The sequence below is a fragment of the Actinomycetota bacterium genome (genome assembly GCA_013152275.1).
Taxonomy (GTDB): Bacteria; Actinomycetota; Acidimicrobiia; order Spongiisociales; family UBA4744; genus BMS3Bbin01.
Genome location: JAADGS010000092.1, coordinates 22,988 through 47,334, shown reverse-complemented (window position 1 = coordinate 47,334; position 24,347 = coordinate 22,988). Strand labels below are relative to the sequence as shown.

24 protein-coding genes are annotated in these 24,347 nt (G+C 65.1%); 21 read left to right on the top strand and 3 right to left on the bottom strand.

From position 1 onward, the window contains the following. Positions 1–80 precede the first annotated feature (80 nt). The 12 genes from GXP34_14345 to GXP34_14290 all read left to right on the top strand — a co-directional run bounded on the left by GXP34_14345 (position 81) and on the right by GXP34_14290 (position 12,570). The gene (locus GXP34_14345) at positions 81–1,295 is read left to right on the top strand and encodes an ABC transporter substrate-binding protein (GenBank protein NOY57147.1); all 1,215 of its coding nucleotides are present in this window, start codon (positions 81–83) and stop codon (positions 1,293–1,295) included. A 14-nt stretch (positions 1,296–1,309) separates the two neighbouring features. Further along, entirely contained in the window at positions 1,310–2,227 is a 918-nt protein-coding gene (locus GXP34_14340) for a branched-chain amino acid ABC transporter permease (protein NOY57146.1), read from the top strand. A gap of 2 nt (positions 2,228–2,229) precedes the next feature. After that, on the top strand, positions 2,230–3,663 hold the full coding sequence (locus GXP34_14335; GenBank protein ID NOY57145.1) for a branched-chain amino acid ABC transporter permease: 1,434 nt from the start codon (positions 2,230–2,232) through the stop codon (positions 3,661–3,663). Further along, positions 3,663–4,454 carry an ABC transporter ATP-binding protein gene (locus GXP34_14330; protein ID NOY57144.1) on the top strand — a complete coding sequence of 264 codons (792 nt, stop codon included), beginning with the start codon at positions 3,663–3,665 and terminating at the stop codon, positions 4,452–4,454. Before GXP34_14335 ends, GXP34_14330 begins: the two co-directional genes overlap by 1 nt. Further along, positions 4,447–5,160, top strand: coding sequence for an ABC transporter ATP-binding protein (locus tag GXP34_14325; protein NOY57143.1), 714 nt, complete (start codon positions 4,447–4,449; stop codon positions 5,158–5,160). The genes GXP34_14330 and GXP34_14325 overlap by 8 nt, the downstream gene beginning before the upstream one ends. A gap of 19 nt (positions 5,161–5,179) precedes the next feature. Then, positions 5,180–6,325: an aminotransferase class V-fold PLP-dependent enzyme gene (locus tag GXP34_14320; protein ID NOY57142.1), complete on the top strand. Its 1,146-nt coding sequence runs from the start codon at positions 5,180–5,182 to the stop codon at positions 6,323–6,325. Between the two features lie 204 nt (positions 6,326–6,529). Then, positions 6,530–7,807: an amino acid ABC transporter substrate-binding protein gene (locus tag GXP34_14315; protein ID NOY57141.1), complete on the top strand. Its 1,278-nt coding sequence runs from the start codon at positions 6,530–6,532 to the stop codon at positions 7,805–7,807. Positions 7,808–7,809: 2 nt separating this feature from the next. Next, the gene (locus GXP34_14310) at positions 7,810–8,595 is read left to right on the top strand and encodes an ABC transporter ATP-binding protein (protein NOY57140.1); all 786 of its coding nucleotides are present in this window, start codon (positions 7,810–7,812) and stop codon (positions 8,593–8,595) included. Then, positions 8,480–9,304 (top strand): ABC transporter ATP-binding protein, encoded by an 825-nt coding sequence (locus GXP34_14305; protein ID NOY57139.1) that lies wholly within the window; start codon positions 8,480–8,482, stop codon positions 9,302–9,304. Before GXP34_14310 ends, GXP34_14305 begins: the two co-directional genes overlap by 116 nt. Further along, entirely contained in the window at positions 9,301–10,182 is an 882-nt protein-coding gene (locus GXP34_14300) for a branched-chain amino acid ABC transporter permease (GenBank protein ID NOY57138.1), read from the top strand. Before GXP34_14305 ends, GXP34_14300 begins: the two co-directional genes overlap by 4 nt. Beyond that, positions 10,179–11,195 (top strand): branched-chain amino acid ABC transporter permease, encoded by a 1,017-nt coding sequence (locus GXP34_14295; GenBank protein ID NOY57137.1) that lies wholly within the window; start codon positions 10,179–10,181, stop codon positions 11,193–11,195. Before GXP34_14300 ends, GXP34_14295 begins: the two co-directional genes overlap by 4 nt. A 175-nt stretch (positions 11,196–11,370) precedes the next feature. Continuing rightward, the gene (locus GXP34_14290) at positions 11,371–12,570 is read left to right on the top strand and encodes an aminotransferase class V-fold PLP-dependent enzyme (GenBank protein NOY57136.1); all 1,200 of its coding nucleotides are present in this window, start codon (positions 11,371–11,373) and stop codon (positions 12,568–12,570) included. 139 nt (positions 12,571–12,709) lie between these two features. Here GXP34_14290 and GXP34_14285 read toward each other — a convergent pair whose 3' ends face one another. Both GXP34_14285 and GXP34_14280 read right to left on the bottom strand, forming a co-directional pair. Beyond that, entirely contained in the window at positions 12,710–12,967 is a 258-nt protein-coding gene (locus tag GXP34_14285; GenBank protein NOY57135.1) for a metal-sensitive transcriptional regulator, read from the bottom strand. Between the two features lie 64 nt (positions 12,968–13,031). Then, positions 13,032–14,147 carry a GAF domain-containing sensor histidine kinase gene (locus tag GXP34_14280; protein NOY57134.1) on the bottom strand — a complete coding sequence of 372 codons (1,116 nt, stop codon included), beginning with the start codon at positions 14,145–14,147 and terminating at the stop codon, positions 13,032–13,034. 108 nt (positions 14,148–14,255) lie between these two features. Between GXP34_14280 and GXP34_14275 the strand changes: the two genes are divergently transcribed. Genes GXP34_14275 through GXP34_14255 form a run of 5 tightly spaced genes read left to right on the top strand, consistent with a single transcriptional unit; the run spans position 14,256 to position 18,063 of the window. Further along, positions 14,256–14,999, top strand: a complete 744-nt coding sequence (locus GXP34_14275) for a response regulator transcription factor (protein ID NOY57133.1) — start codon at positions 14,256–14,258, stop codon at positions 14,997–14,999. Beyond that, positions 14,996–15,427, top strand: coding sequence for a universal stress protein (locus tag GXP34_14270; GenBank protein ID NOY57132.1), 432 nt, complete (start codon positions 14,996–14,998; stop codon positions 15,425–15,427). The genes GXP34_14275 and GXP34_14270 overlap by 4 nt, the downstream gene beginning before the upstream one ends. Further along, positions 15,424–16,059: a CBS domain-containing protein gene (locus tag GXP34_14265; protein ID NOY57131.1), complete on the top strand. Its 636-nt coding sequence runs from the start codon at positions 15,424–15,426 to the stop codon at positions 16,057–16,059. Before GXP34_14270 ends, GXP34_14265 begins: the two co-directional genes overlap by 4 nt. Further along, positions 16,056–16,847, top strand: a complete 792-nt coding sequence (locus GXP34_14260) for an alpha/beta hydrolase (GenBank protein NOY57130.1) — start codon at positions 16,056–16,058, stop codon at positions 16,845–16,847. Before GXP34_14265 ends, GXP34_14260 begins: the two co-directional genes overlap by 4 nt. Before the next feature lie 10 nt (positions 16,848–16,857). Continuing rightward, entirely contained in the window at positions 16,858–18,063 is a 1,206-nt protein-coding gene (locus tag GXP34_14255; protein ID NOY57129.1) for an isochorismate synthase, read from the top strand. Between the two features lie 46 nt (positions 18,064–18,109). Here the strand turns inward: GXP34_14255 and menD are convergent, their stop codons facing one another. Next, positions 18,110–19,747, bottom strand: coding sequence for a 2-succinyl-5-enolpyruvyl-6-hydroxy-3-cyclohexene-1-carboxylic-acid synthase (menD, locus tag GXP34_14250; GenBank protein NOY57128.1), 1,638 nt, complete (start codon positions 19,745–19,747; stop codon positions 18,110–18,112). A gap of 20 nt (positions 19,748–19,767) precedes the next feature. On the opposite strand from menD, the gene GXP34_14245 reads away from it, so the two are divergent. The 4 genes from GXP34_14245 (at position 19,768) to GXP34_14230 (ending at position 24,341) form a co-directional block, all read left to right on the top strand. Continuing rightward, entirely contained in the window at positions 19,768–20,520 is a 753-nt protein-coding gene (locus tag GXP34_14245; protein NOY57127.1) for an alpha/beta fold hydrolase, read from the top strand. 57 nt (positions 20,521–20,577) lie between these two features. Beyond that, a complete protein-coding gene (locus GXP34_14240; GenBank protein ID NOY57126.1) occupies positions 20,578–21,882 on the top strand; it encodes a GTPase in 1,305 nt (434 codons plus the stop codon). Between the two features lie 106 nt (positions 21,883–21,988). Beyond that, positions 21,989–23,089: a cytochrome C gene (locus GXP34_14235; protein ID NOY57125.1), complete on the top strand. Its 1,101-nt coding sequence runs from the start codon at positions 21,989–21,991 to the stop codon at positions 23,087–23,089. Next, entirely contained in the window at positions 23,082–24,341 is a 1,260-nt protein-coding gene (locus GXP34_14230) for a hypothetical protein (GenBank protein NOY57124.1), read from the top strand. Before GXP34_14235 ends, GXP34_14230 begins: the two co-directional genes overlap by 8 nt. The last annotated feature ends 6 nt before the right edge of the window (positions 24,342–24,347 follow it).

Genomic DNA, 24,347 nt, shown 5'->3' with positions numbered 1-24,347 from the left:
GTGCTCCATCCATCGAATCGGCGATCCACGGATGCGGCGCATCGAATGGTGCGTCAGGAGTACGGAAGGAGAGGTTGGGCATGAACAAACGGATACTCGGATTCATCGCTGTGCTCGCGCTCGTTGCAGCGGCCTGTAGCACAGGCGGCACGACGACCACGACGACGGCGACGACCACGACGACGGCGGCCCCCACGACGACGGCGGCCCCCGCATCCACCGTGACGACCGCAGGGACGACAACGACGATGGCCACGGCATGTGTCGCCAAGATAGGTGTGATGGCGCCGATCACCGGGCCTGCGGCTTCGATCGGGGTCGAGCAGCTGAACTGGGCGAAGTTCGCAGTGGACCGGTTCAATACCGCCAACGGCACGGAGTTCGAGATCGTCGAGGGTGACACACAGTTGGATCCGGCCCAGGCCTCGACGGTGGCCCAGCAGTTCGTCTCGTCGGCGGATGTCATGGGAGTGGTCGGACCGGCCGGCAGCCAGAGCGTGCAGGCGATCGGACCCCTGTTCACAAAGGCCGATCTCGCCTTCGTATCGATGTCGGCGACGAGGACGGACCTGACCGACGGCACCTATCCCACATTCTTCAGGGTGGTTCCGCGTGACGACGTTCAGGGGCCGACGGATGCCAACTTCATGATGTCGCAGCTCGGAGCGAAGAAGGTCTTCATCATCGACGATCAGACTTCGTACTCCACCGGCCTCGCGGATGCGGTTGCAGCGGCCCTCGATGCCGCGAACGTGACCGTCGCCCGCGACTCGGTGAGTCGGGACCAGACCGACTACTCGTCTCTCGTGGCGAAGATCTCGGCCGACACGGATGTTGTGTTCCTTCCCTGGCAGATTGCGGCGAATGCGGAACTCTTCGGCCAGCAGATGCAAGCCCAAGGGAAGAAGGCGATCATCTTCGGATCGGACGGGTTGTTCTCTCCGCAGGACTTCACGATCGAAGGGGCATACGTCTCGGCGTTCGCTCCAGATATCAAGAACATCTCGGCCGATGCAGCACTGGTCGACGACTATGGGAAGCAGTACGGCGAGTTCGGGACGTTCGGTCCCCCCACCTTCGCTGCCGCCAATGTCGTCATGACCGCGATGAAGAGCGTGTGCGATTCCGGGACCGCGTTGAGTCGAGGAGCGGTGGTTGCCGCGATCGGCGCGACCGACCTGTCTACGTCGATTCTCGGACAGCCCATCAAGTTCACGAGCAACGGTGATCTCGAGGGAGCGAAGTTCTTCATCTTCCAGATCAAGGGTGGGGCGTACACCCTGGTTGCCGGCTGAACGACGCCAAGACCATGGAGTTCTTCTTGGTGCTCTTCGTCAACGGCTTGACGTTGGGCAGTGTGTATGCGCTGATCGCCCTGGGGTACTCCATGGTCTACGGCATCCTGAAGTTGTTGAACTTCGCACACGGTGACATCTACATGATGGGGGCCTTTGCCGGCTACGGCGTGCTGATCACGTTCGGTGGCCCGAAGGCTCCCACCATTCCGGTCGTGTTGCTGGTCATCTTCATGTTCGTGGTGGCGATGGTCTTTGCAGGAGTTCTCGGCGTGGCCATCGAGCGGTTCGCCTATCGACCGCTGCGCCGGGCTCCGCGCATCGCTCCACTGATCAGCGCCATCGGCGTGTCGTTCTTCCTCGAAAGCGTCGCCCTGCTGCTCTTCGGGGCGCAGTTCCGCTCCTACAACACTCCGTCGATGATCGATGTGAGGACCGGGATCCAGATCGGACCCGTGCACGTGTCGCTCGTTCGCATCATTGTGATCGTCTCGGCCGTCGTGCTGATGGTGGCACTGCAGCTTCTCGTCAACAGAACGCGACTTGGACGGGCGATGCGTGCGACGTCGTTCGACATGGAGGCCGCCGCCATGATGGGGGTCGACGTCGATCGGGTCGTCGTGGCGACGTTCCTCATCGGTTCGGCCCTTGCGGGTGCCGCGGGCGTCATGATGGGACTGGTGTACAACCGGGTGTTCCACTTCATGGGCTTCGTGGCCGGCCTCAAGGGATTCACCGCCGCGGTGATCGGTGGAATCGGGTCGATCCCCGGAGCGATGTTGGGGGGTCTCCTGATCGGGATGGCGGAGTCGTTCACCGCCGGGTACATCTCCTCGACGTTCCAGAACCTCATCGTATTCGGTCTCCTGATCATCTTCCTTCTGGTGCGACCGGTCGGGTTCTTCGGCCGATCCGAGATCGTGAAGGTGTGATCATGCCGGGCATAGGCCGCGACGAGTGGGTGGACTCGGTCGAGGCCCGGCGCGACGAGGATTCCGGAGGTCTCGGTCTCTTCCGCCGGCGCATCGGCGGCTCGGGTCGTCGGTGGGTTCCCCTGGTGGTCGGGGCCGTCGCCGTGGCATATCCCTTGCTGCTCCGGTCCGAGTTCCTCGTGCGGGTCGGTGTCAACGTCTTGTTGTTGATGCTGCTGGCCCTGGGCCTCAACATCGTCGTCGGGTGGACCGGATTGCTCGATCTGGGGTATGTCGCGTACTACGGGATGGGTGCGTACGGATACGCCTTTCTTGCCTCGGACCAGTTTGGTATTCATCTGCCGACGTTGGCGGTGATCGGGATCGTGGTGATCGCCATGGGCGTCATCGGGTATCTTCTCGGTCTTCCGACGCGGCGGCTCTCCGGCGACTATCTCGCCATCTTGACGCTGTTCTTCCTGCAGGTGTTCGTCGAGCTGACCCTCAACCTCGATCGGCTGCGGCTTCCCTTCATCGACCGAACACTGTCGATCACCGGCGGACCGAACGGTATCGCCGGTGTCGATCCGATGAGCATTCTGGGACTCCATTTTCAACGTGTGAGCGACTATTACTATCTTCTCCTCGGCCTGATCATCGTGATGATCTCGGGCCTCGTCCGTCTCGAACACAGCCGCACCGGGCGCGCGTGGATGGCCATACGTGAGGATCCTCTGGCGGCAGAGCACATGACGGTGCCGGTCGCACGGATGAAGGTCATGGCGTACGCGATCGGCGCCGCCGTGGCGGGGCTGACAGGAACGGTCTTCGCCGCGGTGCAGACCGGCGTGTTCCCCCAGAACTTCACGGTCACGTTGCTGATCGTCGTCTACGCGGCATTGATACTCGGCGGGTCGGGAAGTATCGCCGGCGCGGTGTTTGGCGCCGTGGTCATCGGCGCGATCCCCGAGATCCTGCGGATCCCGGGCGGTGGGAGGGTGCTCTTCTACGGGGCGCTGCTGGCAGGCGGCCTCATCTGGCTGCGTCCACGCCGGCGACTGGTGGTGGTCGGAGTGGGGACGTTGGCCCTCGGCCTCGGCGTGCGCCTCATGACGGCGACCTGGTGGCCCGAGGTCATCGCGGGCCCACAGGACGGAAGCGGGATCGGCCGTCTCTTCGGTCGGTGGCTGGTGCAGCTGGCACCGACGAAACTCTGGGTGGCGAATCTGGCGTTCGTGCTCCTCGTGATCCTGGTGCTCACCGCGGTGATCGCGATCGAACCGTGGCGAACGGCGCTCTTGATCCCCGTGGTGTATCTCGCCGTGTTCGTGTGGGAGAACCGGCTCGTCACCGAGCCGAGCATCACACGCCAGCTGATCTTCGGGGTCCTGCTCGTCGTCATGATGGCGATCAGGCCGCAAGGACTCCTGGGAAAACCGCGCGTGGAGATCGTCTGATGGGTCCGATGCTCGAGCTCCGGGATGTCTCGAAGGGGTTTGGCGGACTGGCCGCGATCAAGCATCTCGATCTCATGGTCATGCCGGGCGAGATCGTCAGCGTCATCGGGCCGAACGGCGCGGGCAAGACGACGATGTTCAACCTCATCACCGGCGTGTACCGCCCGGATGAAGGCGAGATCCTTCTCGACGGGGAGAGCATCGTCGGGCTCGAGCCGCATGTGATTGCCGATGCCGGCATCGCCCGAACCTTCCAGTCGCTTCGCGTGTTTCTCAACATCTCGGTGAGGGACAACGTGATGGTGGGTGCGTTCGGGAGAACCCGTTCGCCATGGTGGGCGAGCGCCCTGGGCACGCCGGGTGCCCGCAGGGAGGAGAAGGAGATCAGGGAACAGGCCGAGCGGAAGCTGGCATTCTTCGGGTCTCGTCTGATCGGCTATCGCTTTGAGCAGCCCGCGTACAGCCTCTCGTATGCGAACCGGCGGCGTCTCGAGATCGCCCGAGCGCTCATGACCGAGCCGAAGCTGATCCTTCTCGACGAGCCGGCGGCGGGCATGAATCCCGCGGAGACCAATGAGATGACCGACCTCATCGGCCGGCTTCGTGATGAAGGTGGCCACGCGATTCTGGTCATCGAACATGACATGCATGTGGTCGAGGGGATCTCGGACCGGGTGGCCGCGCTCGATCATGGTGAGAAGCTCGTCGAGGGGACATTTCTCGAGGTGGCCGGCGACCCACGGGTGATCGAGGCCTACCTCGGCCGCAAGGGCTTGGATGCGGATGAGTGAAGAGCCACTTCTCGAATTGGAGGGGATCGACACCTACTACGGCGAGATCCATATCCTTCAGAGCGTGTCGCTGCGGGTCGGGGCGGGCGAGCTCGTGTGCCTCCTGGGAGGAAACGCCTCGGGCAAGTCGACGACGTTGAAGACGATTCTCGGACTGGTCCCGGCCCGAAAGGGAAGCGTGCGCTTCGAGAACCGTGATGTGACACGGTGGACGACGAGTCGACGCATCGAACTCGGGATGGCGATCGTGCCCGAGAACCGGCGGGTGTTCGGGCCGATGACCGTCTTGGAGAACCTCGAAATGGGGGCGTATCTGCGGCGGGGTGATCACAGCGAGGACCTGGAGAGGGTGTATGCGTTGTTCCCCCTGCTGCGCGAGCGCAGCTCGCAGCTCGCCGGGACGCTGTCGGGCGGCGAACAACAGATGTTGGCGATGGGTCGCGCCCTCATGTCACGCCCGCGGCTCCTGTTGATGGATGAGCCGTCGATGGGGTTGGCCCCGGTGCTCGTGGAGCAGAGCTTTCGGTTGATCGACGAGGTGCACCGATCCGGCGTCGGCATACTCGTCGTCGAGCAGAACGCGAACATCGCACTCTCGATCGCCGATCGAGGTTATGTGCTGTCGACGGGCAGCATCGTACTGCAGGGGAGGGCTGACGAACTCCTCGACAATGAAGAGCTTCGGAAGGCGTATCTCGGAGCATGAAGCCAAAGGAGTAAGGGCGATGTCCGACCCGATGTTGACAGAATGGCGTTCCCGGTTTCCGATCCTGGCGCGCAAGACGTATTTCAACTCGTGCTCGCAAGGAGCCCAGTCTGATGCCGCCGCACAGGCGTATCGTCGGTTTCTTCAGGACTGGGACGAGAAGGGATCTCCCTGGGAGTACTGGATCGAGCAGGAAGAGGCGGTGCGAACGGCGTTCTCACGACTCATCGGAGCGACCTCCGACGAGATCGCGGTGACCACGTCGGTGTCGGCCGGGGTGAGCAGCCTGATCGGCGGCTTCCCTCTCGATCCGGCACGGAATCGCATCGTCACCACGGATCTCGAGTTCCCCACGATCGGTCAGATCATGCATGCGCAGGAACGACGCGGGCTCGAGGTGGTCCACGTCCCGGCGGAGGACGGCGTGCTCCGGCCGGAGTCGTTCGCCGGAGTGATCGACGAACGGACCGCCTTGGTCGCCGTGACGCACGTCTGCTACCGGAATGGGGCGAGGAGCGACGTCGAAGGCATCGTCGCGCTCGCACGTGCAGCCGGTGCGCCGGTCCTGCTCGATTCCTATCAGGCCATCGGGGCCGTGGACATCGACGTGAAACGCCTGGGTGTCGATTTCCTCGTCACGGGAGCGCTCAAGTACCTGCTCGGGTCGGCGGGTCTGGGTTTCCTCTACTGCCGCAGCGATCTCATCGAGGAGATCGTTCCGACGGCGACCGGATGGTTCGCCGACGAGGACGTGTTCGCCATGGATGTCGGCGACTACAGCCCGTCGACGACGGCTCGCCGTTTCCAGACCGGCACGCCGCCGATTCCCGCGATCTACGCGGGGCTGGCCGGCATCGAGATGATTCGCGACGTGGGCGTGGCCACCATCGAACGGCATATCGCCGGATTGACGAGTGCGCTGATCGCCGGGGTCGAGGAGATGGCGGCGCGCGTCGTCACACCGAGCTCGGCGAAGCCGAGAGGCCCGATGGTCGCGATTGCGGCGGCGGACGTGGACGTGCTCGTCGACCGGCTGGGATCCGAGGGGATCGTGACCTCGTCCCGGGACGGCAACCTGAGAGTGTCGTGTCATGGCTACAACTCGCAGGAGGACGTGGCCCGTCTTCTCGATGCGCTGCGCCGCAATCGCGATCTGCTCGCCTGAGGGGCTGCGGTGTCGGAGTGCCCTCCGGGATCGCGACCGCCCGCCGACGGTCCGGTCACATCGCCGGGAGGCCATTTGAGCCCGCTCGAGTTGGGACTATGTTTGATATTTGATGAAATGTTATCATTCCTGTGATACAGTCCACTCGGCCAGTAGTCATCCGGACGGCCGGCCGACGTGGTCATCGGAGAGGAGGCAGGCCAAATGCGCATGCGGAGTTTGATCGGAATCATGGTGGTGGCGATGGCGTTGTTGGCGGCTGCGTGCAGTGGCGGATCGACAGCCACCACGACCGCCACGACAGCGGCCACGACGGCCACGACAGCGGCCACGACGGCCACGACAACGGCCACGACGGCCACGACGGAGGCTACGACGACCACCGTTCCCGCAAAGCCGATCATGGTCGGCGCCGCCATCGACCTCACGAGCTTCATGGCTCCGTTCGATGCACCGGCCGCCCTGGCGGGCAAGCTGATCTTCGATGACACGAATGCGGCGGGTGGCGTGGATGGCCGCCAGTTCAAGTTCGTCCAAACGGATACTCAGGCCGTGGCAGAGCAGTACAAGGCGGCCGCGACAGGAGATGTGGCGGACGGCGCCAGCGTGATCTGGGTGACGTGCGACGTCGACATCGCCACTCCGGCGATCCAGGTCGGTCTCGAGGCCGGTCTGCTGACCGTGGCGCCGTGCATCGGAACCGACCAGATGGGACCCAAGCGCTTCGGCGAGGCGGGGAATCTCGCATTCAGCTTCGGGAACGAGGCTCAGGACGAGGGCGCGGCGATGGCCGAGTATGCCATCGGTCAGGGATGGAAGACGGCCGTGATCGTTCGCGACAACATGCTGGTGTACTTCCAGAATGTCGTCGATGCGTTCAAGCAGCGGTTCGTCGAGCTTGGCGGCGAGATCGTTCTGGAGGAGAACTTCACCAACGGTGACGGGACCATCGGAAACGTGGCATCGTCCGTAGCCAACACCCAGGCCGACGTCGTGGCGATCTCGACCAGTTTCAACGATCTGCCCGGATTCGTGACCGCGGACCGGAGTCTGGCCGACAACAAGCCCATTCTCTGCTCCTGGGCGTGCGACGGTGCGTACTGGGTGCCGAAGGACCTGTCGAACTTCTACTACGTGACGTATGCGTCCGTGTTCGGTGATGATCCTTCTCCCGAGGTGACCGATCTGATCGCACGGATGGATGCGGCGGGTTCGAAACCCACCACCGGTGGATTCGTCGGCGGAGCCGATGCCGCAAAGGCCATAGCCGCGGCGATCGAGGCGACCGGTGGCACCGACGGGCAGGCACTCGCCGGCTTCCTGGAGAACCTCAAGAACTTCCCGGGGGTTGCCGGACCGATCTCCTTCTCGAAAGACACCCACACGGTGTTCGGCCGCCCATATCGGGTGATCCGCATCACCAACGGGGAGCACGCGGTCGTGGACGTGCTTTCGGCGACCTCACCTGCGACAATTCCTTGAGCATGAACGCAATCGCCTCAGCCGCCTCTGCGGTTGATGAGAGACGGCCCGCATTGAACCTGCGGGCCGTCTCGATCAGCCGGACCTTCGCGGGGCTGGTGGCGCTGTCGGACGTCGACCTGGACATCGGACGCAACGAGGTCGTGGGGCTCATCGGTCCCAACGGCGCCGGCAAATCGACACTCGTGAATATCCTGACCGGGTTCGATCAGCCGACCGATGGTCGAATCCGGCTCGACGATGAGGACATTACGGCCGTCGCGGCCCACAACCGGGTCAGGATGGGGATCGCTCGGACCTTTCAACACGCCCGGACCTTTCGGGGTCTGTCGGTACGCGAGAACATCGAGGTGAGCGCACTGGGAGCGGGCGCGACGCCGGGGCAGGCGGCGAAACGGGCAGACAACCTCCTTCGGCTGCTCGATCTGTCGGATGTGGCAGAGCTGCTGGCCCATGCGCTCCCGCACGGTGAGGAGCAGAAACTCGGTGTCGCACGGGCGCTGGCCACGCATCCGAGTTTCGTGTTGCTCGACGAGCCTGCCGCGGGACTCGACGAGGCAGAGATACCGGCGTTCGCAGAGGTCGTGCGGACGGTCAGAGAAGTACAAGAGGCAGGGGTACTCCTGATCGAGCACAATTTCGACCTCATCGTTCAGGTCTGCGATCGGATCCATGTGCTCGAAGAGGGCCGGACCCTGGCCGTCGGCAGTCCGGACGAGATCAGACGCCATCCCGAGGTGGTGGCCGCCTATCTGGGAACGATCCCATCGGGAGTCGCCGGTGGCTGACGCGCTGCTGCAGATCTCCGATCTGCTGGTGAGGTACGGACCCGTTCGAGCGGTCGACGGTGTCGAGCTGTCGATCGGCGCGGGCGAGGTCGTGGGTCTCATCGGTCCCAACGGCGCGGGAAAGTCCTCGCTGCTGTTCGGAGTGACCGGCGTCGTGAAACCCGACCGGGGCGACGTGTTCTATGACGGCGATTCCATTCTCGGGGTCCCGACCGAACAGATCGTCCGGCGCGGGATCGCGCTGGTGCCGGAGGGTCGCCACGTGTTTCCCGAATTCACGGTCCGAGATAACCTTCGACTCGGAGCGCTCGGCAGGCCGACGCCGGACTCCCTGGCCGACGACATGGCCTGGGTCGAAGAGCTGTTCCCGGTGGTGGCCGAACGCCGGGAAGATCTCGCAGGCGTCCTCTCGGGCGGTCAGCAGCAGATGCTCGTGATCGCGAGAGCGTTGCTGAGCCGGCCACGTGTCCTCCTCCTCGATGAACCGTCGCTCGGTCTGGCTCCTTCGGTCGTCGCAGACGTCTTCGGCGCCCTTGCCGAGGTTCGGGATCGCGGCGTCGCCATCCTGCTCGTGGAACAGCGGGCACAACTCGCCGTCGAGTTCGCGGATCGAACCCACGTGATGCGCAATGGCAGGTTCGTGATGACACTCGGACCGAATGAAGAGATGGATGTCGATGCGATGGCGTCGGCATACTTCGGCTCATGAGCATCGTCCAGGCGATCCCGGACGCCATCGCCCTCGGCACGCTGTTTGCACTCGTCGCCATGGGGGTGGGTCTCGTATTCGGGGTCATCCGCCTGGTGAACTTCGCACACGGCGAATTGATCACCGCAGGTGCCTACGCGCTGTTTCTCACGAAGGATCTTCCAACCGGCCTTCGGGCGGTGATCGCCGTCGGCGTGGTCGTCGCGCTCGCCGCACTGATGGAGATCGTCTATCGACCACTGAAGAATGTCGCACCCGCCACGATGCTCGTCGCGACGTTCGCGGTGTCGTTCCTGCTGCAGAATGTCGCCCTCGTCGTCTTCGGCGCCCAGGGCGGGAACATCGGTTTCCTCTCCGGGCTGAACCAGGCGTTCCGCATCGGCCCGCTCCAGGTCAGATGGATCACGCTCGTCGGTCTGGTCGTGGGGAGTCTCTCCCTGGCCGCCATGGCACTCTTTCTGCGGCGCACCGACCTGGGACTGCAGATGCGGGCGGCGGCTGCAGACGTTCGGATGGCCAAGCTCCTCGGGGTCCCGACCACGCGTGTGGTTCGAGCGGCCTTCCTTCTCGGCGGGGTGCTGGCCGGAGTCGTCACCCTGGCGCTCGCGGTTCAGCGACCGTTGGTCACGCCCACGTTCGGGTTCCAGGTGCTCATCCCGGCGCTCGTCGGCGTCGTCGTCGGTGGGATCGATCGACTCGTGCCGGCGACGCTCGGAGGTTTCTCGATCGGAGTTGCGACCGTGCTGATCAGCGTGGCGTTGCCCGGTTCGCAACGGGTGTTCCTCAACAGCGTGCTGTTCGCTCTCGTGATCACCGTCCTGCTCGTCAAACCGGCCGGGCTGTTCGCCGGTCGGAGTCAGAACACGGAGCGCGTATGACCCGGCCCTCACGAACGTGGCAGCTCGTCGGACCCGCTCTGCTCGTTGTCATCGTCGCACTCGTCGGGAGCGTGACATCCGCGACGCTGCAGCTGCAGTTCCGGTCGGTGCTGGTGACGACCGCCATCGTCCTGTCGATCTACGTCTTTGTCGGGAACTCGGGTGTGATCTCGTTCGGTCACATCAGTTTCGCCGCCGTCGGTGCCTTCGCCGCGGGTCTCGCCACCGTGCCCGTCGCCGTGAAACCGTCGACGTTTTCGAACATGGCGCCGTTTCTGGCCCACCTCCAGTTGAACAACGTCGAATCCCTGATCCTGGCGGCGCTGGTCGGAGGCATCTATGCCTTCTGGGTGGGGATCCCGCTGATGCGTCTCAACGGGCTTTCCGCCGGCATCGGGACCTTCGCCGTCCTCATCATCACGCACAACGTGCTGCGGAACTGGGAGTACATCGGTCCGGGCGCCAAGACGCTGGCTCTGGTTCCGGCGACGACCGGCTTCGTGCAGGCGACGGTCGGTGTGTTGCTGGTCATGGGGATTGCCTTCGTCTACCAGCGTTCACGGTGGGGCAGGATGCTGAGGGCGACTCGGGAGGACCTCGCCGCGGCCGAGGGGTCGGGCATCGAAGTTCACCGCCAGCGGCTCCTCGCGTTCACGCTGAGCGGAGCCTTGGCGGGGTTCAGCGGGGGACTGCTCGTGCACCTGCTGGGCAGCATCACGACCGAGCAGGTGTTCCTCGACCTCACTTTCGTCACACTGGCCATGCTCGTCGTCGGTGGGATCGGAAGCCTCTGGGGTGCGGTGATCGGGGCCGTGTTCGTCGCCGGCCTCAGTGCCCTTCTGATCGAGATGGAGAACGGGGTGACACTGGTGGGGCACACGATCAATCTGCCCACGGGAACCCGTCTGGTGACCTTGGGGCTCGTCATGCTGCTCGTCCTGCTCTTCCGACCCGACGGAATCACCGGAGGACACGAACTCAAGTGGCCGTTGCTTCGTTCTCGCGCACGATGAGTCGGCGGTTCCGTTGCGCCCGGAACTGCGAGACGGCGCATCGACGCGAGCGGGTCGAGTTGCATCCGATGGGCGGGTGGTCCACACCGGCCACGGGCCATCGATGCGGCCGTGCCATGAGGGTTTCATCTTGGACGAAACGGATAGGATTCACCTGCTATCGAAGGAGATTGTCATGACAGACTGGGTGTCGGTTGCAGCGGAGTTCCCGGGCCTTGACGATCGGACGTTTCTCGACGCGGCCTGTGTGAGCCTGTTGCCCCGGCGTGCACACGAAGCGGTTCGGCAGTTCTCGTCACGGCTGGTGAGACCGGAGGCCGACTCCGCCACCGAGCATCACATCTGGATGGATCAGCAACGGGAGCAGGCGACCCGAGAGGTTGCCCGGATGCTCGGTTGTGGCGTCGATCAGATCGCTCAGATCGAGAGCACGACCCACGGCCTCAATATCGCGGCCCAGTCGATTCCCTGGCAGGCCGGTGACGACATCGTCATGTGTGATCTCGAGTTCCTTCAGGTGGCCATCCCCTTCGCGAAGTTGTCCGCGCAGAACGGGGTCGAACTGCGGTTCGTACGTCATCGTGACGGCGTGGCGGACGTGGATGCCTATGCCGCCAAGGTGGGCCCGTCCACGCGGGCCATCGTCGTGAGCTCCACACAGTGGAGCAATGGCTATCGGATCGATCTGAGCGGCCTGGCCGAAGTCGCCCACTCGGTGGGGGCGTGGCTCGTGGTCGACGGTATCCAGCAGGCGGGCGCTGTTCCCTTCGACCTCGATGGTGTGGACTTCCTCATAGCCGGTGGCCACAAATGGCTCAACGCCCCGATGGGGACCGGCTTCATGTACCTCTCGAAACGGGTCTTGACCCAACTCGACCCGGCAAGCTGGGGTTATCTGGCCCTCCAACCGCCGGAAGGTGGCTGGGGTCGATACTTCTCGACACCCGACATCACGCCTGACCGCGCCTACGAGTTCGTCGACGATGCCAAGCGTTTCGAGATCGCCGGGACCGCCAATTATCCGGGAAGCATCGCCTTGGCGAAGAGCGTCGAGCTGGTCAACGAGATCGGCATGGATGCGGTGGCCGCACGCGTGTGGGATCTCGGTGGGCGGCTCATCGAAGGTTTCAGGCGACTGGACGTCGGACTCGAGACGCCGTTCGAAGCGGCGCATCGCAGCGGGATCGTCTCGTGCTCCCTCGGGAGCCGTGACAGGGATCGCGCGTGCCTCGAGTTCTTGCTGGCCAAGCGGATCTTCGTGTCCCAGCGGTACACCGCCGATACCGGAGGGGTTCGGGCGAGTGTCCACTTCTTCAACGACGAGGACGACATCGACCGGCTGCTGGAAGGGATTGCAGCCTTCTTGCGGTCCTGAGGACGCATCCGACCCCACCAACCCCGTTCTCGTGACGGTTGGGCCGGATTATTCCCGTGAAGCGTCACGAGAACGGTTGGAGTGGGGTCCCGATGTCGTGCTGCCGCGTGCGGCGGGCGAAGCGATTCGGCCGGTCTCCTCAGGCGAGGGTCATGAAGAGCTTCTCCAGAGAAGCCGTGTCCTTGAAGTCCGCATCTTCGAGAATGCAGCGTGTGAGGTTGGCGGCGAGAAGCTTGAATCCGACCTTGTCGAGAGCCTTCGATGCGGCGGCCACCTGCGTGAGGATTTCGGTACATTCGCGACCGTCCTCGATCATGCGGATGATCCCGGCCACCTGGCCTTCGATGCGGCGAAGCCGGGGAAGGACGGTCTTCTTGGATTGCTCGTCGAGTTGCATGGCGTCCTTTACTTGGTTCAGGGCAATCGTACTCCGCGAGATGGTCCGTGCGCAGTCGGTCCGCCTACAGGGGAAGCACGACCCGGATGGTCGTCCCCCCACCGGGACGGCTGGTGATGTCGGCTTCTCCACCCGCCGTTTCGGCACGGCTGCGGATGTTGTCGAGACCCATTCCCCGTGTGACGGTTTCGAGATCGAACCCCTTCCCACGGTCGGAGACAGCGAGGACCAGCCGATCGATGCCGCGGCTCACCGAGACACTCACGACATCCGCTCCGGAGTGCCGCAACGCGTTGCTCACCGCCTCCCGGATGATGTGGAGCGTGTCTTCGATGATCTCATTGGGCAGGTCGTCGACCGGCCCGGTGACGCCGATCCCGATGCTCGCCTCGTAGGGGACGGCGAGCCGCCCCAGCAGCTCGGAGAGTTCGTCCTTGAGGTTGCGCGCGCCCAACGTCGGGGGGCGGAGATCGAAGATGAACCGTCGCAACGAGGTGATCGAAGCATCGAGGTGCGAAGCGGCTTCTTCGAGGCGCTCCCGCATCTCCTGGTCGACCAGCTTGGCGGTCAACGCCTGGAGTGACAGACCGACGGCGAAGAGATCCTGGATGATGGAGTCGTGCAGATCCCGGGCGATGCGCTGGCGGTCTTCGAGGACCGCTGCCCTGCGCAGACGCGCCTGAACGCGGATCGTGGAGATGGCGGACCCCGCGATGAGGGCCAGCGCGCGAATCAGCGTCTCGTCCTGCTCGGTGAAGCCGCCGTCGGACGCTCCCAGGTAGAGATTGCCGAAGATGTCTTCGCCGATACGGATCGACGTGCCGAGAAAACCTTCGAACTTGGGGTGATGATCGGGAAACCCGGTCGCTCGTGGGTGCGTCTGCGTGCGGTCGAGCCGGATAGGGTCGGGCTGCCACGTGACTGCGCCGAGCAGCCCCTTGCCCTCCGGCGGGCCGCCGATCATCTCGACGATCTCCTCCGGGACGCCCTGATGGACGAACTGGATCAGCTGCCCTTTCTCGCTGACGACACCGAGCGCACCGAACGGCGCACCGGTGAGTTCCTTGGCCGTTGCGACAACGGTTTCCAGCACGGCCGTCAGCTCGGTTTGTCCGGTCACCGCCGCGGCGGCACTGATGAGATCGGCGAGGCGCGAGGCCGGGATCGTCGGTCGGTCCACATGCATAGGCTAGTGACCTTCCGGGTACCCGGTATCGCGACCTGTCCGGCACCAGGACCGTGGGGCGAGCGTCGCGATTTCTACCCGCCGACGACCGGCTGTCGCCCGATGACCGGCCGCCGGTGGCAGCGACAGGAACGATCACCCGGTAGCCTTGGGGGTAAGGAGGAAGGCAGATTGCGGATACTGATCGTCGATGACCACGAGATCGTGAGGAAGGGCCTCGTCATGCTGCTCGAAGGCGAGGAAGGCCTCGAAGTGGTGGGCGAGGCGGGGACGGCCGAGGAGGCCATCCGGAGGGTCGGATACGACTCTCCCGAAGTCGTGGTGATGGATGTGCGCCTTCCGGACGGAACCGGGATCGAGGCGTGCCGGGAGATCAGGGAGCGGTGGCCCGAGGTGCGTGTTCTGATGCTGACGTCGTTTGCCGATGAGGAGGCGCTGTTCGCCTCGATCGTCGCCGGGGCGGCCGGCTACGTGCTCAAGAGGGTCGATGCGCGTCAGCTCATCGACAGTATCCGCCGGGTCGGGGCGGGAGAGTCGCTGCTCGATCCGACGATGACCGAGCATGTCTTCCGCAGGATTCGGGGCGACGAACCGACCGACCCGCTGATCGCGCGCCTCTCACCGCAGGAGCGCAACATCCTGGACCTGATCTCCGAGGGTCTTACGAACAAGGAGATCGCCGAGAGGTTGTTCCTGGCCGAGAAGACGGTCAAGAACTACGTCTCGAACCTGCTCAACAAACTTGGGATGACCCGGCGGACGGAAGCGGCTGCGTTCTCGGCCCGCCTGGCGGCCAAACGGGAACGGGAGTACGCACCCGAGCAGTGGGGAGATGCATTGTCATGATCATCGTCGTCGGAGCGGATGGATCCGATCGTTCGACCGTGGCGCTTCGGAGGGCGGTCCAGTTCGCCGAGGCGTGGGGCGCCGAGCTGCACGTCATACACGTCATGCATATTCCCAGCGCCCTTCTCGGCGCCCTCAGCCAGGTGCCCGCAGACCTCGCATCACTGGAGCAGGCGCAGCGCCAGATGGTGTGGGACGTCATCGATCCGGTGGTCGAAGGAGCGTCGGTGCAAATGCACCGGGTCGACCTGGACGGGTATCCGGCGGACGCGATCGTCGAGTACGCGAAGAAGGTGGAGGCAGACCTCATCGTTGTCGGCTCCCGGGGGAGGGGGGAGCTCGCAGCGTTGGTGCTGGGCAGTACGAGTCACAGGATCGTGCACATCTCGCCGTGTGACGTCCTGGTTGTGAAAGGACCGTTCGAATGAGGGTGCTCGACATTATGACCATGGACGTGCTGACAACGAGCCCTTCGACCTCGTTGAAGGAAGCCGCTCGCAAGATGGTGAGAGCAGGTGTCAGCGGCCTGCCGGTCATCGACGAATCGGGCGAACTGGTGGGAATCATCACCGAAGCCGATTTCCTGGAGCGCGAAGCGGACCGTTCCCGGCGGCGGCTGCTCAATGCAATGTTCAAAGAGCGTGAGTCCGTCGTCGACGCGGAGACGGTGGGCGAGGTGATGACCAGGGATCCTGTCGTGATCTTTCCCGAAGCGAGCGTCACCGAAGCGGCCCGTGTCATGGCGCACCATCATGTCAAGCGGCTGCCGGTGGTGGGCGCAGGGGGCAAGCTGGTCGGGATCGTGAGCCGGGCCGATGTCGTCGCGGTGTTCACCCGTCCGGACGACGTCATCGAGGACGAGATCCGCGAGGACATCGTCCGAAGGGTGCTGCTCCTCGAAGCCGACAGCATCGACGTGACGGTCAAGGACGGCGTCGTCACCGTCTCCGGGATCGTGCCGACGGCGACGGACGCCCGCCTGTTGGAGGAGCTGATTCGCCGCATCGACGGCGTCGTCAGGCTGGAATCGCACATCACGTTCGACGTGGATGACGCTTGACCCGGCGTTGGCCCGCATCCGGGCACGGCCGGCTTGCCCTCGCTCACGCAACGGGGTTCTGCAAGGAGGTGTGGGCGCCGGTGGTCACCGAACTGCGCGCCGCCGGGGAGGAGCGATCGATCATCGCCTGGGATGCGCCCGGACACGGTGACGCCGAGCCGTTGTCCTCCTTTCCGGTCGACTGGTGGGACTTCGCCAGGCACGGGCTCGAGGTCATCTCGGGGATCACCGAGCCGGTCGTCGGTGTCGGACATTCGATGGGTGGTGCGGCGCTCGCCATGGCCGAGTTGCTGGCTCCGGGCAGGTTCGCCGGGCTCGTTCTGATCGAGCCCGTGATCTTCCCGCTCGCGGTCGGGAGGAGAGAGCTGTCTCTGCTTGTCCAGGGCGCCTTACGGCGCAGGGACGGATTCAAGAGTATCGATGCGGCGGTCGAGCATTACCGCAGACCGTTCGCATCGTGGGATCGGCGTGCCCTCGAAGCCTATGTGCGCGGAGGTCTCGTCGAAAGAGACGGTGTCTGGCGGCTGAAGTGCCGGCCGGAGGTCGAGGCGGAGGTGTACCGCGGTGGTATCACTCACGGCGCCTACTTGCGCCTGGGGGAACTGGACCTGCCCGTTCTGGTGCTCGCCGGTGAACGATCCGCCGCATTCACCGCCGACTACATCGCCGAGTTCACCGCGCTGATTCCGAATGCACGGTTCGAGATACTGCCGAACGCCTCGCACTTCGCTCCCATGGAGCGGCCGGACCTCGTCGCAGCGCAGATCGTGTCCTTCGTGGCTCCGTAAACTCGGTCCCGTGCTTTTTCCCAACGATGTCTGCACCGACCTGGCGGCGGGCCTGTCGGTGCCATGCGCGGTGCAACCGATCGATCTCGCCCGCGCAGCGTCGCGCGCCGGCGCTCCCGTCTTCTTCTTCGGAGGTCGGGAGGAAGCAGTCGGGGTCGGTGTGGCCTGGCGCAGCGATGATCTCCTGGCTCGGCCTCCCTCCGAGGGCAGGCTGTTCTTCGCGTTTCCGTTCGACGGTTCCAAGAAGACCGGAAGCGTCGTCCTGCCGGCGGTGACCCTGGTCAAGGGAGAGGGAGGAGGCCGTCTTCGCATCGCTCCGGGCCAGGAGGAGATGCCGGCGATGCTCCGTCGGCTCGATCACCCGGGAGAGACGCTCGTGCCGGTCGGCCGGGTGACGGCCAGGGATCCCGAATCCGACGTGTGGGCGGACATGGTCGAACGGGCACGCGAGACGATCGAAGCCGGGCTTCTCTCCAAGGTCGTGTTGGCGCGTTCGGTGATGCTGGCCTTCGACGACATCCGGCCGTTCGACGTCGTGGCCTTGCTCCGGGAACGGTTTCCGGACGCGTTCGCGTACGGGTGGGTGGAGAATGGGAGTGCGTTCGTGGGTGCCAGCCCGGAGTTGCTCGTGGAACGGTGGGGGGCATCGATCCGATCGTTTCCGCTGGCGGGCAGCGCGGTGCGTGGCAGGGGCTCGATCGAGGACGAGGAGTCGGCGCGGACGCTGCTGGAGAGCGCGAAGGATCGTAGGGAGCATCAGTTCGTCGTCGATGACATCGTCCGCGTGCTGGGTCCGTTGACGTCGGAGCTGTCGGTTCCCGGCGGTCCGACGGTCATGCGCCTCGCCAACATCCTGCACCTGGGGACGGAGATCCGGGGGCTGCTCGCCAGGCCGATGGGCGTGCTCCAACTCGCTCTGGCGCTGCACCCGACCCCCGCGGTGTGCGGCACACCCACCGCCGCCGCCCTCGCCTACATTCGAGAGGTCGAAGCGATCGATCGGGGTTGGTATGCGGGCGGTGTCGGATGGACCGACGCCTCCGGCGATGGGGAGGCGGCCGTGGCCCTGCGCTGCGCCCTTCTTCGGAACCACGAGGCACGCGTGTACGCGGGTGCCGGGATCGTGCGGGACTCGAACGTGGTGGCCGAAGTGGCGGAGACCGAGGCGAAACTGCGGGGGCTGCTCGACATCCTCCAAATCCCCCCGTTCTCGTGACGGTTGACGGGAATAATCCTGCTCAACCGTCACGAGAACGGGGAGATCAGAGTCTCGCGAGCGCCTCCTCGTGGATCCGGACGTTCGCATCGCGATCGGTCGTCACCTCGATGAGCAACGGCCCCGGTTCACCGAGCGCCGAAACGAACCGATCGCGGCGGTCGACGTGGACGGCGCGCAGACCCAACGCCTCGGCCACGGGCACGAAGGACAGACCGTGCGGGGTGGAGAACACCCGCTCGAAATGGCGCGGCAGCTTCGCCTGCGGGAGGAACGAGAAGATGCCACCGCCGTCGTTGTTCACCACGACGATCGTGACCGGCAGGCGAAGCCGTGCAGCGGTTGCGAGCGCCCCCAGGTCGTGCAGAGCGGACAAGTCGCCGGTGAGGACAAACGTCGTCGTGCCGGTGGCGGAGGCGCCCAGACCCGAAGAGACGAGACCATCGATGCCGTTGACGCCGCGGTTCGCCAGCAGTCGGATCGGCCGGTCGATCGAGGGGAAGAACAGGTCGACATCTCTCACCGGCATCGAGGAGGCGACGTAGAGGTTCGAGCGGGCCGGGAGTCGCTCCGCCAGGGTCTGCACGACGGCAGGCCCGGAGGGGAACACCATCCCCGCCAGGGCGTCCCGGGCGTGTCCATCGGCATCCATCCAGGCGTGCGTCCAGTCCGCGGCCACAGGCTCGACGGACAGGGCTTCGGCGAACTCGACGGGATCGGCGGTGATCATCAGCCGTGCCGTCCGGGAAGGGTCCCGGCCGCCGACCTCGTCCACGACGACTTGGGGGACGTGCGGATGTCCCTCCAGCCAGGTCATGAACGCCTTGGAGGTCGGAGGCGCCCCGAAGCGCAACACGGCTTCGATCGGTCCCGGGATGCGGTCCGTGCGAAAGAGTGCGTCCCCGGAGGTGACCACGTGCGATCGATCGTGGGGGCCTGCGCGCAGCTGGCTGAGCGGATCGGCCAGGATCGGCCAGCCGGCCTGGGCGGCCAGTGCGGTGACGGCATCGGTGAAACCCGGATGGTCGAGGGGGCCGGCGGCGACGAGCGCTCGCTTGCCCGACAGCAGCGCTGCAGCCGTCCGGAGGGAACCCGCATCCGGCGTCTTTCCGACAGGGTCGGCCGCGGGCACGTCGACCTCGGCAACGGTGAGATCGGTGGGAACGAACGGTTCGCGGAAGCCGAGATTGAGGTGGACCGGGCCGCCCGGGCGCCGGATCGCCTCGTTCCACGTCGCGACGGCCAGATCGGTGATTCCGTCCGGACCCAGTTCGGTGAGCATCGCGTCGGTCGACCGGCGCACCATCTCCCCGAACATGCCGACCTGGTCGATCGTCTGGGGAGCGCCGATACCGCGAAGTTCCGGGGGACGATCCGCGGTGATCAGCAGGAGGGGCACCGTCCCGTGGCGGGCTTCCACGGCGGCAGGGAAGAGCTCCGCAGCGGCGGTTCCGGAGGTGGTCACCACGGCAACCGGTGCCCTCGTCGCCTTGGCGAGCCCGAGGGCGAAGAAGGACGACGACCGCTCGTCGTGGTGGATCCAATCGGTGACGTCGGGGTGCTCGGCGAATGCGAGTGACAGCGGCGTGTTCCTCGATCCCGGCGTGAGGCACGCATGCCGCAGACCCAGGCGGGCGAGGGCGGCTACGAGCACGGCGGTCGCTCTGTAGGCGGAGTTGCTCACGAGCAGCAACAATACAGTCCATGGAAGGACTCCCCGTCAGAAGATTCGCCGGTCGGCCGCCTGCCATCGTCGCGCTGCACGGCTTCACGCAGCACGGAGGCATGTTCGCGGAACTGGCAGCGATCACCGGACGCGAGATCCTGGCTCCGGACCTTCCCGGTCATGGAGGAGCCGCAGCGTTTCCGGCAACCTTCCCCGCGGCGATCGCGGCGGTCGCCGCCGTGACGGGTGGTCGAGCGCTCCTCGGCTACTCGCAAGGCGGGCGCATCGCGCTCGGTGTCGCGCTCGAACATCCGCAGGCCGTCTCGCACCTCATCCTGATCTCTACGGGAATCGGGATCGCCGACGAGCGGCGCCGCCTCGTCCGGCAGACCCGTGACGAGGCACTGGCGCGTGTCATCGAGAGTGAGGACCTGGAGTCCTTCTTCGAACGCTGGATGAACCGGCCGATCTTCGATGGTCTTCACCGAAGGGGTGCCGCGTGGCTCGAAGCGGACGTGGCGCTTCGGCTGGAGAACACCGCTCGAGGCATCGCCGGTGCCCTGCGGGGGATGGGCCAGGGGGCACAGCCGTGGTACGGGGATCGCCTCGAAGAGCTGGAAATGCCGGTGCTGGTCATCGCCGGAGAGCGGGATCCCCGGTATGTCGCCATCGCCGAACGGGTGGCCGCCGCCACGGGAGGCCGTCTCGTGGTCGTCGAGGACGCAGGACATGCCGTCGTCGGGGAGGCGCCCCGCAAGGTCGCTCTCGAGATCGAGCGGTTTCTCGGTTGATTGGGAGCGTTCCCTCGATCCGGCGACAATAGTGGGACTGTTGTTACGGAGGTCGCAATGAGCGAACGGATACTGATTCTGGGGGCTGCCGGACGGGACTTTCACAACTTCAACGTTCTGTACCGGGACGATCCTCACTATGACGTCGTGGCGTTCACCGCCACACAGATTCCGAACATCGACGGCAGGAGGTATCCCGCATCGCTGGCGGGCGAGTTGTATCCGTACGGGATCCCGATCCTCCCCGAGGAGGACATGGAACGTCTGATCGCCGTCTACAACGTCGATCGGGTCGTCTTCGCCTATTCGGACGTCACCCACGAGCACGTGATGCACCTCGCTGCGCGTGCCGTGGCGGCAGGCGCCTCCTACGAGCTTCCCGGTGCGCAGACGATGATCCCTTCGGACCTGCCCGTCGTCGCCGTCACGGCCGCCAGAACGGGCGCGGGGAAATCTCCGACCAGCCGTGCCGTCTGGCATACGCTCAACGCCGCGGGGAGACGCGTCGCGGCGATTCGCCACCCCATGCCCTATGGAGATCTCGTCAGACAGGCGGTTCAGCGGTTCGCGAGCAATCAGGACCTCATCGACGCGGATTGCTCGATCGAAGAGCGCGAGGAGTACGAACCGTACATCGAGCAGGGCGGCGTCATCTTCGCCGGTGTCGATTACGAGGCGATCTTGCGTCTCGCCGAGCAGGAAGCCGATGTCATCCTCTGGGACGGCGGGAACAACGATCTTCCCTTCTACCGGCCCGACCTGCACATCTGTGTCGTCGACCCGCACCGCCCGGGGCATGAACTGAGATACTGGCCGGGCGAGGCCAACCTGCGGCGCGCCGATGTGGTGATGATCAACAAGGTCGGCACTGCGGAGGAGAAGAACGTGGCCGCGGTGCTCGCCGACGTGAGGGAGGCGAACCCGAGCGCGGTCGTGCTCGAGGCCCACTCGCCGATCACCGTCGCCGACCCGGACCTCATCGCCGGCAGGCGTGTGCTTGTCGTCGAGGATGGACCGACGCTGACCCACGGCGGTATGGCGTACGGTGCCGGTGTCATCGCCTCCAGGCAGTTCGGGGCGGCCGAGTTGATCGACCCTCGTCCCTTCGCCGTCGGTTCGATCGCCGACACGTTTGCGAAGTTCTCCCACATCGGCCGGCTCCTCCCGGCGATGGGCTACGGAGAAGAGCAGCGGGCCGAACTCGCCGAAACGATCAGGCGGGCGAACCCCGAAGTCGTGGTTGTCGCCACACCGGTCAATCTGCTTCCGCTGCTGGACCTCGACATGCCGGGAACGCGCGTCACCTACGGGATCGAGATCGTCAAGGGCCCCTCTTTGCGAGAGATCCTCGCCGGGCTCTGAGATCCAGTAAGGGTCTTTTGCGGTCGGCAAAGGTCCAAAGGTCCCGAGGGGATGGAGGACCCGTACTTAGAGTGGGGGCGCAACTCGGAAAAGAGACAGTTCGCGCATGCAAAGATGTAGAAGGATCGTTGTACTCGGTGCACTGATCATCGGTACGGCGATCCTGCTCGGTGGGCAATCTCGGGCAGCCGCGCAGACCGACCCTCGGTGGGACAACTCCTACTGTCTCTCCTGTCACGAGGGAAGCTCGCTGGGAATACCACTGCCCTCGGGGGAGACGCTCGACATTGCCGTCGACGGTCACGAGTACGCCGATTCGGTTCACGGCAAGCTCGATGTGGCGTGCGTTCTCTGTCACACGGACATCTCCACGTATCCGCACGCTCCGATCACCGCCGAGAGCCGCCGCGGCTTCACGCTACAGATGTATACGTCCTGTGCGACGTGCCACTACTCCGAGTACACGGGGACTCGCGACAGCGACCACGAGCTCGCACGCCAGGCCGGCGTCACGGAGGCGGCCGTCTGCACCGACTGCCACGGTTCCCACAACGTCCAACCGCCCGGCGAGCCTCGAACCAACATTCCGCTGATGTGCAGGAAATGTCATTCGGAGATCTACAACGCCTACGAGGACAGCGTGCACGGGGAGGCGCTCACGACCGGCAACCCGGACGTCCCGACCTGCACGGACTGTCACGGCGTCCATGACGTGAAGGGTCCGCATGACGATTCGCCGTTCCGGCTGTTCTCGCCGCAGATCTGCGCGGACTGTCACGCCAACAAGGCCCTGATGGACAAGTACGGCATCTCCACGAACGTGTTCAGTTCGTACCTGTCGGACTTTCACGGCACGACGGTCGTTCTCTTCGAGAAGCTGGCTCCCGGTCAGGACACGAACAAGCCCGTGTGCGTCGATTGTCACGGTGTTCATGACATCAAGGCGCCCAGCGACACGGACAGCTCCGTGTACAAGAAGAATCTGCTCGGCACGTGCCGGCGGTGCCACCCGGATGCCACGGCGAACTTCCCCGACGCATGGCTGAGTCACTATGCGCCGAGCACCACCGAGGCCCCGCTCGTGTACTGGGTGAACATGTTCTACAAGATCCTCATCCCGCTCGTGATCGGCGCGATGCTCCTCGCCGTGGGACTCGACGTGCGGAGAAGGCTCGCCGCTCGCCTCAGGAGGCGACGACATGACTGAGACGACGCGTCCCGACGAGAAGATCCTGAGGTTCACGGTGTCGGACCGGATCGAGCACGCCGTCCAGGTCATCACGTTCACCGGTCTGGCGATCACCGGACTGGTGCAGAAATACGCCGACCGCTGGTTCTCGGACTGGATCATCGGGCTCTTCGGAGGGATCGACTACACCCGCAGAATCCACCACATTCTCGCAACCATTCTGCTGCTCTCGCTCGTGTACCACCTCGGTGTGCTGGGCTACAAGCGCTTCGTGCTCCGCAGACCCCATTCGCTGATCCCGGGGAAGGCGGACCTGTCGGCCGCGTGGGGCTGGATCAGGTTCAACCTCGGTTTGGCGTCGGGCCCGCCTCCCGAGGGCCGGTATACGGTCGGCGAGAAGATGGAGTACTGGTCGCTGGTGTGGGGCACCGTACTGATGGCGGTGACCGGCTTCATGCTCTGGAATCCGATCGCCACCACCCGGTTCCTCCCGGGGGTCTTCGTGCCGGCGGCCAAGGCGGCCCACGGTTGGGAGGCGGTCCTCGCCGTGCTGGCCATCATCGTCTGGCACTCCTACGACGTCCATTGGCGGCACTTCAACCCTTCGATCTTCACCGGGTACCTGTCGCGTGCCCAGATGAAAGAGCTCCACCCGCTCGAACTGGCCACGATCGACGCGGAAACGGATCGGATCGAGACCGATCCCGAGGAGCGACGCAACCGAGCGCTCAGGTACTGGCCGGCCTTCACCGTCCTGGCCGCCGTGATGCTGATGGGGGTCTACGAGTTCGTGACGTTCGAGCAGACGGCGATCACGACCGTCGCGCCTTCGCCGCTCGCCGGACCCATCTACACGCCGCTGCCGACGACGACCCTTCCACCGTCGACCACGCCTCCCACGACGACCCTTCCACCGACGACCGCGGCTCCGACGACGACCGCGGCCGCGTCGGCGACCACGTCGGCTGCGACGCCCTCGACCACGGCGGCTTCTGCCGGCGTGACATGGAACTCCGGTGTGGCGGCGGTGTTCGAGGCGGCGTGCGGGTCATGTCACGGTGGCAGTGCGCCGGCCTCCGGTCTGGACGTTACGTCGTATGCGGGGTTGCTGGCCGGGGGTGATAGTGGTGAGCCCGGGTTCGTGGCCGGTGATGCGGATGCGAGCCATGTGATCGTCAAAGTGGGGGACGGGTCGCATTTCGGCAAGTTCACGGACGAGGACCTGGCGTTGGTGAAGGCATGGATCGGCGCCGGCGCGCCGCAAGGCTGATTCGAG